At 70.0% G+C, this 16,556-nt stretch carries 12 protein-coding genes; 6 read left to right on the top strand and 6 right to left on the bottom strand.

The features are described 5' to 3' along the window. Nucleotides 1–11 precede the first annotated feature (11 nt). The 3 genes from ACRX5W_RS23850 to ACRX5W_RS23840 form a co-directional block, all read right to left on the bottom strand. A complete protein-coding gene (locus ACRX5W_RS23850) occupies nt 12–668 on the bottom strand; it encodes a ribonuclease HII (RefSeq protein WP_436790389.1) in 657 nt (218 codons plus the stop codon). A gap of 552 nt (nt 669–1,220) precedes the next feature. Then, the gene (locus ACRX5W_RS23845) at nt 1,221–2,837 is read right to left on the bottom strand and encodes a hypothetical protein (protein WP_436790314.1); all 1,617 of its coding nucleotides are present in this window, start codon (nt 2,835–2,837) and stop codon (nt 1,221–1,223) included. Between the two features lie 154 nt (nt 2,838–2,991). Next, entirely contained in the window at nt 2,992–3,540 is a 549-nt protein-coding gene (locus ACRX5W_RS23840; RefSeq protein WP_436790313.1) for a winged helix-turn-helix transcriptional regulator, read from the bottom strand. A 101-nt stretch (nt 3,541–3,641) separates the two neighbouring features. On the opposite strand from ACRX5W_RS23840, the gene ACRX5W_RS23835 reads away from it, so the two are divergent. From ACRX5W_RS23835 to def, 5 genes are all read left to right on the top strand, one after another. Beyond that, the gene (locus ACRX5W_RS23835) at nt 3,642–5,150 is read left to right on the top strand and encodes an MFS transporter (protein WP_436790312.1); all 1,509 of its coding nucleotides are present in this window, start codon (nt 3,642–3,644) and stop codon (nt 5,148–5,150) included. A 61-nt stretch (nt 5,151–5,211) separates the two neighbouring features. After that, nucleotides 5,212–6,807, top strand: a complete 1,596-nt coding sequence (locus tag ACRX5W_RS23830) for a hypothetical protein (RefSeq protein ID WP_436790311.1) — start codon at nt 5,212–5,214, stop codon at nt 6,805–6,807. Between the two features lie 236 nt (nt 6,808–7,043). Continuing rightward, the gene (locus tag ACRX5W_RS23825; protein WP_436790310.1) at nt 7,044–7,607 is read left to right on the top strand and encodes a hypothetical protein; all 564 of its coding nucleotides are present in this window, start codon (nt 7,044–7,046) and stop codon (nt 7,605–7,607) included. Nucleotides 7,608–7,668: 61 nt separating this feature from the next. Continuing rightward, entirely contained in the window at nt 7,669–9,267 is a 1,599-nt protein-coding gene (locus ACRX5W_RS23820; protein WP_436790309.1) for a hypothetical protein, read from the top strand. A gap of 146 nt (nt 9,268–9,413) precedes the next feature. Next, nucleotides 9,414–10,079: a peptide deformylase gene (def, locus tag ACRX5W_RS23815; protein ID WP_436790308.1), complete on the top strand. Its 666-nt coding sequence runs from the start codon at nt 9,414–9,416 to the stop codon at nt 10,077–10,079. Nucleotides 10,080–10,125: 46 nt separating this feature from the next. On the opposite strand, the gene ACRX5W_RS23810 is transcribed toward def, so the two are convergent. The 3 genes from ACRX5W_RS23810 to nrdR form a co-directional block, all read right to left on the bottom strand. Further along, on the bottom strand, nt 10,126–11,430 hold the full coding sequence (locus ACRX5W_RS23810) for an LAGLIDADG family homing endonuclease (RefSeq protein ID WP_436790307.1): 1,305 nt from the start codon (nt 11,428–11,430) through the stop codon (nt 10,126–10,128). A 97-nt stretch (nt 11,431–11,527) separates the two neighbouring features. Continuing rightward, on the bottom strand, nt 11,528–14,371 hold the full coding sequence (locus tag ACRX5W_RS23805) for a vitamin B12-dependent ribonucleotide reductase (RefSeq protein ID WP_436790306.1): 2,844 nt from the start codon (nt 14,369–14,371) through the stop codon (nt 11,528–11,530). Between the two features lie 119 nt (nt 14,372–14,490). Next, nucleotides 14,491–15,078, bottom strand: coding sequence for a transcriptional regulator NrdR (gene nrdR, locus ACRX5W_RS23800; RefSeq protein ID WP_436790305.1), 588 nt, complete (start codon nt 15,076–15,078; stop codon nt 14,491–14,493). A 622-nt stretch (nt 15,079–15,700) separates the two neighbouring features. On the opposite strand from nrdR, the gene lexA reads away from it, so the two are divergent. Beyond that, nucleotides 15,701–16,477: a transcriptional repressor LexA gene (gene lexA, locus ACRX5W_RS23795; protein ID WP_436790388.1), complete on the top strand. Its 777-nt coding sequence runs from the start codon at nt 15,701–15,703 to the stop codon at nt 16,475–16,477. The last annotated feature ends 79 nt before the right edge of the window (nt 16,478–16,556 follow it).

The raw sequence follows: 16,556 nt of genomic DNA, 5'->3' as shown, positions 1-16,556 counted from the left end.
GTGACGGCGGGTCAGAAGTCGAGGGTGGTCTGCCCGGCGTCCTCGAGTTCGGAGCGTACGCGCTTGAGGTGGCGCCAGCGCGGCAGGTTGTCGAGGTACGCCCACGACAACCGGTGGTACGGCGTCGGCCCGAGCTCCTCAAGTGCCGCCTGGTGCACGGGAGACGGATAGCCGGCGTTGTCGCCGAATGCGAACTTGGGGTGGTCGACGCCGAGTTCGGCCATCAACCGATCACGATGCACCTTCGCCAGGACCGATGCCGCGGCCACACCGACGCAGACCTGGTCGCCCTTGACGACGGTACGCACCCGCCACGGGTCGCCGAGGAAGTCGTGGCTGCCGTCGAGCACCACCGCGTCGGGTCGCACGGGGAGGGCCTCCAGGGCGCGGACCGCGGCGAGGCGCAGGGCGGCCGTCATGCCCAGTGCGTCGATCTCCTCCGGGGACGCGGCACCGAACGCGTGCGCGACGGCCCACGCGGCGATGAGCGGCTCCAACTCCTCGCGCCGCTTGGCGGTCAGCAGCTTCGAGTCGGTCAGACCGGAAGGCGGCGCGTCGAGAGCGGACACGGCCGCTCCGACCACGACCGGCCCGGCCCACGCACCGCGCCCGACCTCGTCGACGCCGGCGACGACGAGCGCGCCGGCTGCCCGCAGTTCGCACTCGATGGTGTCGGTCGGACCCGCGGGCCCTTTCGTGGACTTGGCGGTTCTGCGCGACTTGACTGCCTTGACGGCTGTGGCGGCTGTGGCGGCTGTGGCGGTTTTGGCGGCTTTCGTGGTCTTGGCAGACTTCGCGGCTTTGACCGCCTTGACAACTTTCGCGGCCTTCGTGGCTTTCACCGCCGTGGCGGCCTTGGCGGTTTTCGTGGTCTTCGCTGTCGTGGCCGGCGCGGCGACGTTCGCGGCTTTGAAAGTCGCGGTCTCGGTGCTCACCGCCGGCGCCGCGTCGACGCTCCCCGCGTCCTCGGGCGCGGCCCCCGCGGCGACCACGGGACGTTTCGCGGCTGCCATGCGGGGTTGCTCCGAGATGCTCACTCCTTCAGGCTATCGGCCCCTGGACCGTGCTCCGCACCCCCTGCGTGCGGTCGGGGCCAAGCGATCGGGGCGTGAAGCCCGGGGTCGAGCACGGGGGTTCGACGACCGGGTCGGCGTCGGACGTCGGTTGCGGCTCGTGGAATTTGTGCCTCGTCGGCGCCGACCACAAGAACACGGTCGCGGTCAGCGGTGGCCGGCCGCTGTCTCGCGTTCCTTCGCGGCGGCGAATATCGGCACGCGCGGCTCGTAGTAGAGCGACACCCCGGCGTCGGCGATCGCGGCGCGCAGGTCGCGGGCGCCGTCACGGGTCGCGAGGGCGCGGGCCGCGGGGCCGGCAAGGTCCAGCGGGGTGCCGTCGTGTGCGGTGACCTCGTCGCGACCGGACCAGGTCGTCTTCCAGCGGGCTCGGCCGGCGTCCACCCACGCGCAGGCGAGCAACGCGGCGAGCGCGGCAGCGACGGGGGAGTCCGGTCCGGTGCCGGACGCGTCGTCCGTGCGGTCGGTGTCGTCCGTGGCACGCGCGGTCTCCGCCTCGGGGGCGGAAGCGTCGGCGGCTGCGGGCCGGGCGTCGAACTCGCGGGCTAGGCGTGCTCCTTCGCCGTTCACCAGCAGCGCGAGCACTCCGCCGAGCGTCACCGGCGGTTCGGCTCCGGCGCGCCGTGCCGCCGGAGCGAGTCTCGCCGCGCGGTAGGCGGCACGGTAGCCGTTGACCTGCCGCAGGAAGGCCTCGCGGTCGAGGGCCGTCATGCCGTCCAGCACGTGGAACGCCGAGACGGAGGCGAATCCGTGGGTGTCCGCGACGACGAGGTACGGGTGCAGGTGGGCCGCGACGCGGCGCGGGTCGTCGAGCCCCGGCGCGGACGCCGCCAGCGGTCCGTCCGGGGACACCTTCGCCGGCAGCGGCCTCGCGCGGAGCCGTTCGGCGCGTACGGCGAGCGGGTGCGGGGGCTCGCCGGCGGGAAGTTCGGCGAGCGCGGCGATGCGCTCGGGGTCGGCGAGCAGGGCCTTGAAGTCGCCGAGCGGATCCGCGGGCACGCAGCCGCACGCGAGGCCGGCGTCGATGTAGCCGCGCCGGTACCAGCCCCAGGCCGTTCGCAGCCGCCGCATCGCGTCGAGGCCGTCGGCGACCGCTTCGGTGCCGTACGTACCGGCCGCGAACCGGTCCTGGACGCGCTCTTGGAGGCTGAGGACGGGGGCGCAGACCCGTGCGTAACGCTCGGCGAAGCGCTCGGCCGCGTCGCCGAGGCCGCCGCGGCCGCGGGCGGCGTCGGCCAGGCCGTCCACCATGTCGACGCCGTGCAGCGCGATGCGGTCCGGGAGCGGCGGGCGACGGCGGCGAAGGCCGCCCAGCGCCACCGCGGTCACCGCGCGCAGTTGCCGCTCGCTGAGGCCGTCGAGAACCGCGCAGCCGAAGACGAGGTGGCGGTGCAGCGTGATGCCCGGGCGGCGCACCGCACGCAGGCCCACGGCGGTGCCGCCGGTGAGGACGATGCCGTCGGGTTCGGGGACGTCGAGGTCGCGGGCGGTCTCGCGAACGAGGTCCCACAGGCGCGGCTGGTCGCCGGGGCCGACGGATATCCCCGACGGGAGGCGCCGCGGCCCGACGAGTTCGAGACTCAGCGCGACCAGGGCGATCACCACTTCGGCAACGATCACGGCCTCGCCGGAGGTGAACAGCTCGGCGCCGCGCAGCAGGCCGCCGATGACGAGTGCCAGGACGACGAACGGGAGCGCGATCGCGACATACAGCGCGCCGAGCGCTCCGACCGCGGCGATCGCCCGCAGATACGCAGCCCTCACGCCCACGCCCCCTCTGTCTCCGGTGCCGCCCCCGGGCGCCCCATCCGTCCGGCGGCCGGGCCGCGACCGCCGCTGACACCTTATTGGCTGGAGATCGACTGCGGGGCGTGCCGGGACGCCGCGACCGTGCGGTGCGAGATCGTCTCCGGACGGGTCAGGCGCGCGTCGCGGCCGGGGACAGGTCCAGGGGCTCCATGAGCCGGTGCGGGCGGCGCAGCGCGAGGGTGACCGGGTCGGTGCGCGGGTGCGCGAGGATGCCGGGTCCGGGGCGCATCTCCAGTTCCTCGACGGGTGCGACGCGGTTGCAGTCCGGGCACACGCCGGTTCGGTCGACGACGCGGTCGCACGGGGCGTGGGCGAATTCGCGCACCGAGCCGGACGCCGAGGGGACGTACTCCAGTGCCCACTGGGCGAGCGCGAAGATCGCCGGCCACAGGGCGCGCCCGGTGTCGGTGAGGTCGTACTCGTCGCGCGGCGGCGACTCCTGGTAGCGGCGGCGCTCCAGCACTCCGGCGTCGACCAGCGCGGTCAGCCGTGCGGTCAGGACTGCGCGCGGGATGTCCAGGTGGGCCTGGAAGTCGCTGAAGCGGCGCACGCCGTAGAAGACGTCGCGTACGACGAGCAGGGTCCAGCGCTCGCCGACCAGTTCGAGGGCGCGGGCCAGCGCGCACTGCTGACCGGCGTAGTCCTTGCCGAGTGCCATGCGGACCAGCGTACCCCCTTGGTTCATTCATTGAACTCTTGCTGCTACAGTCGCCACATCCAGTGAGTTCAGTGAATGAACCAACTATTCGAGGGATCTGTATGTCCGGCACTTCGGTGACAGCCGTCACACCAGCCCCGCCGGCCGCCGACACCACCGGCGAAGCCCCGACCGGCCCGCACCCCCGCGACCGCCCCGCGCGACCGGCCGCCACCCTGGCCGCCGTCAACACCGCGGCCCTGCTCGTCCTCATGGCGTTCACAACGCCGCTCGCGGTCCTGCCCGACACCGTCCGCCACCTCGACAGCGGACCCACCGGCCCCGCATGGATCCTCAGCTCCATCAGCCTCGGACTGTCCGCGACCCAACTGACCGCCGGCAGCCTCGCCGACATCCTCGGACGCCGCCGCGTCTTCATCGCGGGAGCCGTCGGCTTCGCCGCCTCCTCCGCGCTCACCGCGCTCGCCGGCTCCCTCGCCCTTTTCGTCACCGGCCGAATCCTCCAGGGCATCGCCGGAGCCGCCCTTCTCGCCGCGGGCCTCGGCCTCGTCGGACACGCGTTCCCCACGGGCGCCGCACGCGTCCGCGCCACCGCCACCGTCGGCGCCACCTTCGGCGCCGGCATCGCCGTCGGCCCCCTCGCGGCCGCCGAACTCACCCGCGTCGCCGGCTACGCCGCGCCCTACCTGCTCCAAGCCGCCGCCGCACTGGCCCTCGCCGTCGCCTCGACGAGCCTGCTGAGCGAATCCCGCTCCCCCGCACGCCGCGGCCTCGACCCCCTCGGCGCGCTCACCCTCGGCGGAGGCATCGGCACCCTGACCGCCGCGCTCGTCGAAGGACGCCAAGGGTGGGGCCGTCCGACCGTGGCGGCCCTCCTCGTCACCGCGGCCGTGCTGCTCGCCGCGTACGCCGCCACCGCACTGCGCGGCCGCGACCCCATGGTCGACCCGCGCCTGCTGCGCCGCCCCGCGTTCCGGCTGTCCGTCCTCGGCTCGCTCATCACCGGCATCGCGGTCATCGCCGTCGCGTCCTACCTGCCCACGCTGTTCCAGGGGCTGCTCGGCCTCAGCCCGCTCCAATCCGCCGCGGTGCTCAGCTTCTGGTCCTTCACCTCGGTCGCCGCATCGCTCATCGCCGGCCGCGTGTCGAGCGGCGTGCGCGCGCGACGGCAGATGGCCCTCGGCCTCGCGGTGATCGGCGCGGGATTCCTCGGCCTGCTCGGCATGGACGCGGGCGCGCCCTGGGCCGTCGTCGTCCCCGGCCTCGTCGTGGCCGGCGTCGGCCTCGGCCTGCTCAACGCCGCATCCACGCGCCTCGCCGTCGAGAGCGTGCCGCCGGACCGCGCGGGCATGGGCGCCGGAGCCTCCAACACCGCCCGCTACACCGGTGCCTCGCTGGGCGGCGCCCTGGTCGTCGCCGTCGTGCAGTCCGCCCCGGGCGACACCCCCTTGGACGCACTGTCCACGGGAGGCCACCGCGTGCTCCTCCTCGGCGCGGCCCTCAGCCTGCTCGGAGCCCTGGTCGCGGCGCTGACCCGCAACGAGGACCACCCGCAGTTGATCAGGCCGACAACCCAGGAAAATACCTACCAAGAACGACAAGAATCATAAAAACTGACCATCCGCCCCTGGCCAAGGTGCCGGACGCCGCCGTCTGGAACACTTCACTTACGTGACCACCGACGCCTCCGCGACACAAGCAGGCCTGACCGGCTCTGCCATGTTCCGACGCCTACGCCCTGTGGGCATCGCCATAGCCGACCGGCCGTACGTGATCACCGCAGCGCTCATCGGTCTGATCAGCGTCCTGAACCTCTCCGGACCCGACTGGCCCGCCGCGATCTTCCGCGCGAAGCTCGTCGAGGAACACAACGCGCTGCTCTGGAACAACCAGTGGTACGGCGGCCACCTGCTGCCCGGCTACAGCGTCCTGACGCCCCTCCTCGCCGGCAGCATCGGCACGCGCACCCTCACCGCGCTGTCCTGCGTCACCTCCGCATGGGCGTGGTCGCGGCTCGACGTCGGCCGCAACCTCCTCGCCCGCCGCGTCGGCAGCGTCTGGTTCGCCGTCATGGCGTCCGTCGACTACCTCATCGGCCGGACGCCCTTCGCCCTCGGCGTCGCCGCCGGCCTCCTCGCCATCCTCGCCGCGCGCAACCAGCGCCTGTACTGGGCCGGGTTCGCCGCCCTCATCTCCGGCCTGGCCAGCCCGCTCGCCGGGGCTTTCCTGCTCCTCGCCGCAGTCGCCTGGGTGCCGCGCCGGAAGGAATGGCTCACGCGCCTCAGCTTCGCCCCCGCAGCCGTCGGCCTCGGGATCGCACTCGTCTTCCCCAACGAAGGGACGTTCCCGTTCCCCTGGTGGCGGTTCTGGCCGATCATCGCGCTCGCCGCGGTCGGCCTGTGGCTGCTGCCCCCCTCACAGCGCAGCGGACGCCGCTTCCTCGTCCTGTACGCCGCCGCCGCCATCGTCTTCTTCTTCGTCCCGACCACGCTCGGCGGCAACCTGGCCCGCCTCGGCGAAATGGTCGCCGGCCCGATGATGGCCGTCGTCCTGCTCTCCCTCGGCCGCCGCCGCCTCGTCGCGATCCTCGCGGTCCCCCTGCTGTTCTGGGGCTTCCAATCCGCCGCCATCGCCATCAGCAACGACCGCGGGGACAGCAAGGGCGAGAAGTCCGAGTACTACACCGGGCTGCTCACGTACCTCGAACAAGCCAACCAACCGCTCGGACGCATTGAGATTCCGTTCACCCGCGGCCACTGGGAAAGCGTCTACGTCGCCGACAAGATGCCCCTCGCGCGAGGCTGGGAACGCCAGCTCGACCGTCACTTCAACTCCGTGCTGTACCAGGAGATGCTCACCGCGCCCGAGTACCGCGCCTGGGTCGAGGAGATGGGCGTACGGTTCGTCGCGCTGCCCGACGTGCCGATCGACAACTCCGCCAAGCCGGAAGTCGAACTCCTCAAATCCGGTGTGCCCTGGCTCAAACCCGTCTGGTCCGACCAGCACTGGCAGGTCTGGGAGGTCGTGAACCCCAGCCCCCTCCTCGAAGGACCCGGCAGACTCACGAGCCTCACCCCGTCGGAGTTCTCGTTCGTCGCCGACGCACCGGGCACCTTCACGATCCGCATCCACCCGACGTCCTCGTTCGTCGCCGACCGCAAGGGCGTCGAGATCAAAGCCGACGAAGACGATGAATGGACACAGATCGTGGTCGAACAGGCGGGCCCGGTCACAGTCCGGGCCGAACTGTCCAAGATGCTGCCCTGATCGGAACCGGAACCGGCGAAGTCCGTTCACCGCGCCGACCGCCTGACAAAGGGCCGACAAATTCGTCGGCCCGCGAACGGCGACCCGAGAACCCATCGGACACCGCGTCCCCCCAGGCCACAAAGCTGCGCGGAAGAAATCGGACACCCCCGAAACCCCGCGGAACACACCCGAAGACCGGCCGATCACGCATCCGACATTGACGGGGCGACCCCAACGCACGGCAGAATGCCCGCGTGCCCCCGACCGAACGCCCGGCCTCGGACATTCCGTTCGAGCGGCTGTTCCCGCAGCTCGACGACTCCGGCCGCGAACGCCTCGCCGCCGCCGCGAGAGCCCTCGACCTGCGCAGGTCCCTCGACGACCCGGCACGCTGGTTCTGGAACGAACCCGACCCCGCCGACCCGCAGCCCGACCCCGAACCCCAGCCGCACGTCCTCGGCACAGCCCTCCTGCTGTACGAGTCCGACGGCGACTGGCTCGAACTCGGGCTCGACGTCTGGCAGCAGGAAGGCACCGGAGTCAGCGTCACCGCCACCGTCGAAGTCGCCTGCTGGTGCGAGCTCGACCACAACATGCACGCCGTACAACGCGCCGAATGGACCGCCGACGACGGACAAGCCCTCGTCGAGGCCTTCAACGCCGCCGCGCTGTCGGTCATCCGCCGCATCGAGGGTCCGCGCGACCCGCGCGACCTGCGCACCCGCGCAGGACTCCCCAACCCGCCCGAGCCCGCCCCCGAGGACGACGAACTGCCCAGCATCGACGGGGGCATGGCCCCCACCGGAAACACCCCCTGACCGGCGCAACCCCGCCTCCCGGTCACACGGCAGAGCGTGAACTCTGGAAAACTCGGCACGCATGAGCAGCACCCCGGCGGTCCCACCGGTCCCGGCAAAGGAACCCGGCCACATCAGACACGCACGCCTGCGCGCGACCGCCGTGTACCTCGGCGACCGGCCCTACCTCGTCACGCTCGCCCTCGTCGGCCTGCTCACCGCCGCCGGCCTGCACGGACCCGACTGGCCCGCCCAGATGTTCCGCGCCTGGCTCGTCCGCGAACACGGCGCCGTCCTGTGGAACAACCAGTGGTACGGCGGCCACCTCCTCCCCGGCTACAGCGTCGTCACCCCCACCCTCGCCGGCGCCATCGGCACCCGCACCCTCACCGCGCTGTCCTGCGTCCTCGCCGCCTGGGCCTGGGGCCGCCTGGACATCGGCAAGCCCGGACTACCCCGCCGCGTCGCCTCCCTGTGGTTCGCCGCGATCATCAGCGTCGAATACCTCATCGGCCGCACCCCCTTCGCCCTCGGCATCGCCGCGGCGCTCCTGGCCTTCCTCGCCGCGCGCCACAACCGCCCCCTGCTGACCGCCTCCGCAGCCCTGCTCAGCGGCCTCGCCAGCCCGCTGGCCGGAGCGTTCCTGCTCATGGCAGTCCTCGCATGGGTCCCCGCCGAACGCGTCTGGGCCACCCGCATCAGCTTCGCGCCGGCCGCCGCCGGGCTCGTCCCCGCCCTCGTCTTCCCGCAAAGCGGCGACTTCGGATTCCCGCTGTGGCGACTCGGCGCCATCCTCGGCTTCGCCGCGATCGGCCTCATCCTGCTGCCCGACACCCACCGCACCGCGCGGCGCTTCCTGTGGCTGTACGCCGTCTCCGGGACCGTTCTCTACCTCATCCCCAGCGCCGTCGGCGGCAACGTCGCACGCCTCGGCGAAGTCATGGCCGGCCCCCTGGCCGCCGTCGTCCTGCTCTCCCTCGGCCGCCGCCGCCTCGTCGCCCTCCTCGCGGTCCCGCTCCTCGCGTGGCAGCTCTCGTCCGCGAGCATCGCCGTCGCCCACGACTTCGCCGACAGCGCCGCCGACAACGACGACTACTACGCCGGCATGCTCGACTTCCTCACCACCCACAACCAGCCCGTCGGCCGTGTGGAGATCCCGTTCACCCGCGGCCACTGGGAAAGCGTCTACGTCGCCGAACACATGCCGCTCGCGCGCGGCTGGGAGCGCCAACTCGACCGCGGACGCAACCAGGCCCTCTACGACCCCGACATGACCCCCGAGGAATACCGCGCCTGGCTCCTCAAGACCGGCGTCCGGTACGTCGCACTCCCCGACGTGCCCCTCGACCCCTCCGCCTACCGCGAAGCCGAGATCCTGCGCGCCGGTGCCGAAGGACTGCGCCCCGTCTGGTCCGACGAACACTGGCGAATCTGGGAAGTCGTCGACGCCACCCCGCTCCTCGACGGCCCCGGACGCCTCACCGAACTCACCCCGAGCAGCTTCACCTTCACCGCAGACCAACCCGGCACCTTCACCATGCGCATCCACTACACCGCGTGGTTCACCACCGAACGCTCCGGCGTCGAACTCTCCGCCGGCCCCGACCACTGGACCCGCATCACCGTCACCGCCCCCGGCCCGGTCACCGTCAGCGCCAAGGCCTCCGCGCTGCTCCCGTGACCGCCCCCGCGCCCGTCCGGCCCGGAACCCGTCCGCCATACGGACGGCCCGCCCATGGCAGGATGTTGGCCTCCCCCTGTACCGCCGTCCGCACACCCGCAACGCCGTCGACCGCCGCCGATCCCCCACCGAAAGGCACATCCGCGATGTCCGAGCCGCACACCCACACCACAAGCCACACGGGGGCCCGGATCTTCGTCCAAGGACAACCGGTCGACAGCTACCCCGACTTCGCCCCCGAAGCCGCCCGAGGCGAAACACTGCGCATCACCGTCGTCGGCGAGGACGTCCTCCACCGCCCCTGCGCCGAGATCACCGAGTTCGGCACCCCCGAGCTCGACAAGCTCATCGACGACATGTTCCGCACGATGTACGTCGCCGACGGCGTCGGCCTCGCCGCCAACCAAGTCGACGTCGGCATCCGTCTGTTCGTCTACGACTGCACCGACGAGGACGGCAACCGCCACATCGGCCACATCCTCAACCCCGTCCTCGACGAACTTCCCGCAGCCGAACGCCACTTGGAAGAAGCCGGCGAAGGCTGCCTCTCCGTCCCCGGCCCCAACAAAGACCTCCCCCGCCCCGACCGCGCCGTCGCCCGAGGCGTCGACAAGCACGGCAACCCCCTCGTCATCGAAGGCACCGGCTACTTCGCCCGCTGCCTCCAACACGAGACCGACCACCTCAACGGCTACCTCTACATCGACCGCCTCTCCAAGCGCGACCGCAAGGACGCCCTGAAAAAAATGGAGTCGATGAAGGAGGCGGTCTTCGCCCGCCGAGCGGAGAAGGACGCCCAGCTCACCGGCTGACCCGCCGACGCGCCGTCCACGCAGGCCAGTCGGACACCACTGGGCTTCAACGCACCACGAAGCCTGACGCCGTCAACGGCGAATCCACACTCGGACACAAGTGGTAGACCGCATCCGCCGACTCGTGGACAACGGCCCTCACGGTCTCGTAAAAGTCGCCGAGGGCGCGCTCAAGCCGTGGGTCCGGGCAGCCGTTCCCGAGACTTTCCGCAAGCTGCCGGGGAACGCTCCCGTGCTTGCGCAGGGACTGAAGCAGCGCCGCTCGGCGCGGATGCCCGCGTGGCGCGACATCGTTCCACCGTTGACGCGGCAGAAAGATCCGATCACGCCTTCCGGAACGCGCGGGCCCGTCGGTACGCACCTTCTCGGACTTCCGTCGGCCCATAAAACCAACGGCACTCCGGTAGCGCATCGCATAGTCCAGGTTGCGCACGCGAATTTGGAAAACGCGACCGCCGAGACCACTCGTTGTTTCGCGTGTGGTGGTCAACAACCCCAGACCTGTGAGCATCGAACGCACCGACGCCGCTAACGGCGCCGAGGAAGTACTCAGGCTCGGCACACCTTCGTTCACCGTCCCGTCCGCCTCAAAAAGGCCCCGAAGGAAAGCGGCGTAAACAGCCGGTGAATTGGTCTCGCGCAGTACTGCGGGAACGTGCGGTGTCCATCCCTTCCCGCTGTGCCCGGCCCGCGGCGATTTCTTCCCCAACCCCGCAGCGCTCCACCACGCGACCAACCGCGTCGAATGGACGGAAACCTCGTGGTAGCCCGGGAGCGATCGGACTTTCGGAGTGATGCCGAACAGCCGGAACACGCTCGACTCGATCAAGCGCAGAACATCCGTGTCCTCAGCCGCAACACAGAACCTCAGCCCCTTGCTGTGCAGGCTCCCGTCCCCCATGAAGTAACCGACCAGCTCAGCCAACTCGGTCGTGAACGTCTCGGGAACGCGAACAGCCCAATCACCGGTGTAGTACGCCTGACCCAAAACCGGCATCGGCACCTGTCGCGGCGCGCCCACGAACTCACCGAAGCGCATCGGAACAACGACTCCCGGCGCGAGGTCGCCGATTCGCGTCCACCGCCGCGTGCCCGACACCGCGTCCACAACCGCGATCTGCTGGTGTGCGCGGCCGGTGAGGCAGAACCCGGAATCCGTCACGACCCGCCGAAGGTCATGGGAACCGACGGTTCGGAGGCAACGCAGCGGGACGTTTCGGCTCGCCCCCTGTGCGCATACCTCAGGGTGGCCGGAGACAGCCGAGATCGCCGCCAGTTGATGGAGATGCAGCAAGCCGATTTCGGTCGACACCAACGTCGCCCCGGCGAGGGCACCGCGCGAAACAATCATGTGCGCAAGGCAAGACAGCCCCACTGACACATCGGCGGGCTACGGGCTCCAAAACCCGTAGCCCGCCGAATAGTTCACCCGATCGGCCTATCCTCGATCAGCTGCAGCCGCTGGTTGATCCGCAGCCCTCACACAGGTAGCAGCTACCGGCCGGGCGCATCTTGATGCCGCAGGAGAAGCACAGCGGCGCATCGGCGCTGCGGCCCTGCTGGGCCTCCAACAGCTCGGTCGACGAGTGGACCGTCGCCGGCAGGACCTTCAGCTCCGGGGGGCTCGACTTGTGCTCGCGCGGTGCCGACTGGGCGAGAGATTCGGTGGCGACATCCTCGTCCTCGTCGTCCGCCTCCCTCGGCTCGTACGAACCGGTGTCGAGGTGGCGCTGGCGCTCCTCGGCCGAGTGGATGCCGAGCGCGGAGCGCGTCTCGAACGGCAGGTGGTCCAGCGCCAGGCGGCGGAAGATGTAGTCGACGATCGACTGCGCCATCCGCACATCCGGGTCGTCCGTCAGACCGGCCGGCTCGAAGCGCATGTTGGTGAACTTCGAGACGTAGGTCTCCAGCGGCACCCCGTACTGGAGGCCGACCGAGACGGCGATCGAGAAGGCGTCCATCATGCCGGCGAGGGTCGAGCCCTGCTTCGACATCTTGAGGAACACCTCGCCCAGACCGTCGTCCGGGTAGGAGTTCGCCGTCATGTACCCCTCGGCACCACCGACCGAGAAGGAAGTGCTGATGCCGGGACGGCTCTTGGGCAGACGTCGGCGCACCGGACGGTACTCGACGACCTTCTCGACCACCGCCGGCTTCTCCTCGGCGACCGCCTGCTTCTTCTTGGCGGCAAGCGGCTGGCCAACTTTACAGTTGTCTCGATATACGGCCAGCGCCTTGGTACCAAGCTTCCAGCCTTCGAGGTAGATGCGCTCAACGTCCTCGACGGACGCGCTCTCCGGGAGGTTGACGGTCTTGGAGATCGCACCCGACAGGAACGGCTGGGCGGCAGCCATCATGCGCACGTGACCCATCGGCGCGATCGCGCGCTCGCCCATCGCGCAGTCGAACACCTCGTAGTGTTCGGACTTGAGGCTCGGCGCGTCGACCACGTGACCGTGGTCGCTGATGTATTCGACGATCGCCTCGATTTGCTCGTCTTGGTAATTCAATTTCCGAAGAGCCCGCGTAACCGTGTTGTTCACGATTTGCATCGAGCCGCCGCCGACGAGCTTCTTGAATTTCACCAAAGCGAGATCCGGCTCGACACCGGTGGTGTCACAATCCATCATCAAGCCAATAGTTCCCGTGGGCGCGAGTACCGCGGCCTGCGCATTTCGGAAGCCGTTTTTCTCGCCCAGTTTGAGGACTTCTTTCCACGCCTTTGTGGCGGCATCCCACACCGGCGTGTCGAGGTCGTCCATGCGCTTGGCGGCGTCGTTGGCTTCCGCGTGCTGCTTCATGACGCGCTTGTGCGGCGCCGCGTTGCGGGCGTAGCCGTCGTACGGGCCGACCACTGCGGCCAGTTCGGCGGAGCGCTTGTACGCCGTGCCGGTCATGAGCGACGTGACGGCACCGGCGAGGGCCCGTCCGCCGTCGCTGTCGTACGCGTGTCCGGTCGCCATCAGCAGCGCCCCGAGGTTGGCGTAGCCGATGCCCAACTGCCGGAAGGCACGCGTGTTTTCGGCGATCTTCTGCGTCGGGAAGTCCGCGAAGCAGATCGAGATGTCCATCGCGGTGATGACCAGCTCGACGACCTTGGTGAACTTCTCGACGTCGAATGTGTCGTCGTCGCGCAGGAACTTCATGAGGTTCAGCGAGGCGAGGTTGCACGACGAGTTGTCGATGTGCAGGTATTCGCTGCAGGGGTTGGACGCGGTGATGCGTCCCGACTCCGGGCAGGTGTGCCAGTGGTTGATCGTGTCGTCGTACTGGATTCCCGGGTCCGCGCACGCCCAGGCCGCCTCGGCCATCTTGCGGAAGAGCTTGCGGGCGTCGACCGTTTCGAGGACCTCGCCCGTCATCCGCGCCCGCAGGCCGAATTCGGAGCCGGATTCGACGGCCTTCATGAATTCGTCGCTGACGCGGACGGAGTTGTTGGCGTTCTGGTACTGGACGGACGTGATGTCCTCGCCGCCCAGGTCCATGTCGAAGCCGGCGTCGCGCAGCGCGCGGATCTTCTCCTCTTCCTTCACCTTGGTCTCGATGAAGTCCTCGATGTCGGGGTGGTCGACGTCGAGGACGACCATCTTGGCGGCGCGGCGGGTGGCGCCGCCCGACTTGATGGTGCCGGCGGACGCGTCCGCGCCGCGCATGAAGGAGACGGGGCCCGATGCGTTGCCGCCGGAGGAGAGCAGTTCCTTGCTGGACCGGATGCGGGACAGGTTGAGGCCGGCGCCGGAGCCGCCCTTGAAGATCAGGCCCTCTTCCTTGTACCAGTCGAGGATGGACTCCATCGTGTCGTCGACGGACAGGATGAAGCAGGCGCTGACCTGCTGCGGCTGCATCGTCCCGACGTTGAACCAGACCGGCGAGTTGAAGCTGAACACCTGGTGGAGGAGGGTGTGCGTCAGCTCGTGCTCGAAGATCTCGGCGTCGGCGGGCGACGCGAAGTAGCCGTTGTCCTCGCCGGCCTTGCGGTAGGTCTTCACGACCCGGTCGATGAGCTGCTTGAGGCTCCACTCGCGCTGGTCGCTGCCGACCGCGCCGCGGAAGTACTTGCTCGTCACGATGTTGACCGCGTTCACCGACCAGAAGTCGGGGAACTCGACGCCACGCTGCTCGAAGTTGATCGAGCCGTCGCGCCAGTTGGTCATGACGACGTCACGGCGCTCCCAGACCACCTCGTCGTACGGGTGCGTTCCGGGGGTCGTGTACACGCGCTCGATCCGGAGGCCCTTGCCAGGCTTGGCCCGGCCTGCGCCACGTGCTGAGCCGCTCGTCGTCTCTGTCATACGTATCTCCTCCTGAACAACGCCGAGGGCACCGTCGGGGATTCCGGCATGCCCGATCGGGTGGTTCGTCGTTCGCGTTCCACCTGGTGTGTCGTGCGGTATGCGGGCTGCGGTGAACGTCAGCCTGTTGGCGGCCCGGCGCCGGGCGCGGGCTGGGGGTCGTGCGGCTTCTGCGGTCCGCCGTCGGCGGCCGGATTCGATCCCCCGGGCTTGGGGGGCTTGTCTCCGGCGGGCCGCGGGGGGGCGATGGCGAGGTCACCGGTGACACCGGTGCGCAGCAGGGCGATTTCGGACTCGAAGTCCTCAAGCGTGTCGAACGCGCGATAAACGGATGCAAAGCGCATATAAGCGACTTCGTCGAGTTCGCGCAGGGGGCCGAGGATGGCGAGGCCGACGTCGTGGGTGCTGAGTTCGGCGCAGCCGGTGGCGCGTACGGCTTCCTCGACGCGTTGGCCGAGTTGGGCGAGGGCGTCTTCGGTGACGGGGCGGCCTTGGCAGGCCTTGCGGACGCCGGTGACGACCTTGTCGCGGCTGAAGGGCTCGGTGACGCCGCTGCGTTTGACCACGGTCAGCGAGGCGGACTCGATGGTGGTGAAGCGGCGACCGCAGTCCGGGCAGGAGCGGCGGCGGCGGATGGCCGCGCCGTCGTCGGTGGTGCGGCTGTCGACGACGCGGCTGTCGGGCCGTCGGCAGAAGGGGCAGTGCATGACTGGTTCGTCCTCCCCTGAGTTTTCTGCCGTGACTGTGGGCGGCACCGGGCGCACGGAGGTGCGCGGGGTGTCGTTCCGCAGGGTCGCCTCCCGCGCCCCGGCGATTCTCTCCGAGGGCCTCGCCGGGGTGACCGCGGCGGGGTGTCGCTTGGTGCGCTTCGGGATGTGGTATATAAGGCGACCACAACTTGTGGGTTAGTTCCCTGTCGGGGACCACAAGATGTAGTGGCTACCGTAGAGCTCGGCCCGTGGCGCCGCAAGCTGACACCCTGACGCTCGGGGACGTCGGGGCAACCTCTCGTCATCGGCGCAGGTCATGCCGGGGGACCCCCGGCCGCGCCGGGGAAAATTCAGCCTGGCGGCGGCGTGTCGCCGAAGAGGTCCGGCGGGGCGGTCCGGGGAAAGGCCGGGCGGGGAGCCGGCGCGGCGGGCGCCAGGCATATCGTGACTCGAATACCTGTACGATTTACTACTACGCCCACAGTGACCGTCGCAGGCGGATTAGCTCAAATTCACTCGAACGTGTGTTTGGCGCAACCTTTCGAACCCAGCTACCGTTCTCCGTGTGCGAGTAATCCGTCGAGAGGGGAAACCCGTGTCCGGAGAAGCCACCGGTGGCATCCAGCCCCCGGCCTTTGCCAGTGCAGCCCGGAACACCGCGACAGCAACGGACGCACCCGGGGGGGACAGGTCGGAACCGGCTCAGGTGCGGTCGCTGCCGCGTCGCGGGTCCAGTGGTCTGACGCCGCGCCAGACCCGCGTTCTGGAGGTGATCCGCGCGTCGGTCGAATCGCGCGGCTATCCGCCGAGCATGCGGGAGATCGGCGAAGCCGTCGGCCTGTCGAGCACATCGTCGGTCGCACACCAGCTCATGGCCCTGGAGCGCAAGGGCTATTTGCGCCGTGATCCGCACCGCCCGCGCGCGTACGAAGTCCGTTCGCCCGACGGCAGCCGCCTCGCCACCGCGCCGGGAAGCACCGCCACCGCGCCGGCGAGCAACGGGAACGGCTCGGAGCGCCCGGCCGCGTCGTATGTCCCGGTCGTCGGCCGCATCGCGGCGGGCGGACCCATCCTCGCCGAGCAGTCGATCGAGGACGTGTTCCCGCTCCCCCGCCAGTTGGTCGGCGATGGCGAGGTGTTCCTGCTGAAGGTCAGCGGCGACTCGATGATCGAGGCCGCGATCATGGACGGCGACTATGTCGCGGTGCGTCGCCAACCGGTCGCGGAGAACGGCGACATCGTCGCGGCGATGCTCGACGGCGAGGCGACCGTGAAGCGCCTGCGGCACCGTGACGGGCACCGTTGGCTGATGCCGCACAACCCGGCGTACGAACCGATCCCCGGCGACGACGCGACCATCCTGGGCCGGGTCGTGGCGGTCATGCGGCGCGTCTGAGCCCCGCTTCAAACACACCCCGTTCGTTCGGCTCGGGCGGGCACGCCGTCGCGTGCCCGCCCGTCCCGGTCGGGTGAAC

Origin of the sequence: Yinghuangia sp. YIM S10712 (assembly GCF_051388935.1) — a bacterium.
In the GTDB taxonomy this organism is placed as follows: Bacteria; Actinomycetota; Actinomycetes; order Streptomycetales; family Streptomycetaceae; genus Yinghuangia.
Note: the sequence above shows the minus strand (reverse complement) of the source record. Positions and strands in the feature narration are given on the sequence as shown.

Bases quoted from the DNA above. Each gene is read 5' to 3' on its own strand.
- ACRX5W_RS23840 (WP_436790313.1), bottom strand. From the start codon at position 3,540: ATGGCACTCGGCAAGGACTACGCCGGTCAGCAGTGCGCGCTGGCCCGC.
- ACRX5W_RS23835 (WP_436790312.1), top strand. From the start codon at position 3,642: ATGTCCGGCACTTCGGTGACAGCCGTCACACCAGCCCCGCCGGCCGCC.
- ACRX5W_RS23820 (WP_436790309.1), top strand. From the start codon at position 7,669: ATGAGCAGCACCCCGGCGGTCCCACCGGTCCCGGCAAAGGAACCCGGC.
- def (WP_436790308.1), top strand. From the start codon at position 9,414: ATGTCCGAGCCGCACACCCACACCACAAGCCACACGGGGGCCCGGATC.
- ACRX5W_RS23810 (WP_436790307.1), bottom strand. From the start codon at position 11,430: ATGATTGTTTCGCGCGGTGCCCTCGCCGGGGCGACGTTGGTGTCGACC.
- ACRX5W_RS23805 (WP_436790306.1), bottom strand. From the start codon at position 14,371: ATGACAGAGACGACGAGCGGCTCAGCACGTGGCGCAGGCCGGGCCAAG.
- nrdR (WP_436790305.1), bottom strand. From the start codon at position 15,078: ATGCACTGCCCCTTCTGCCGACGGCCCGACAGCCGCGTCGTCGACAGC.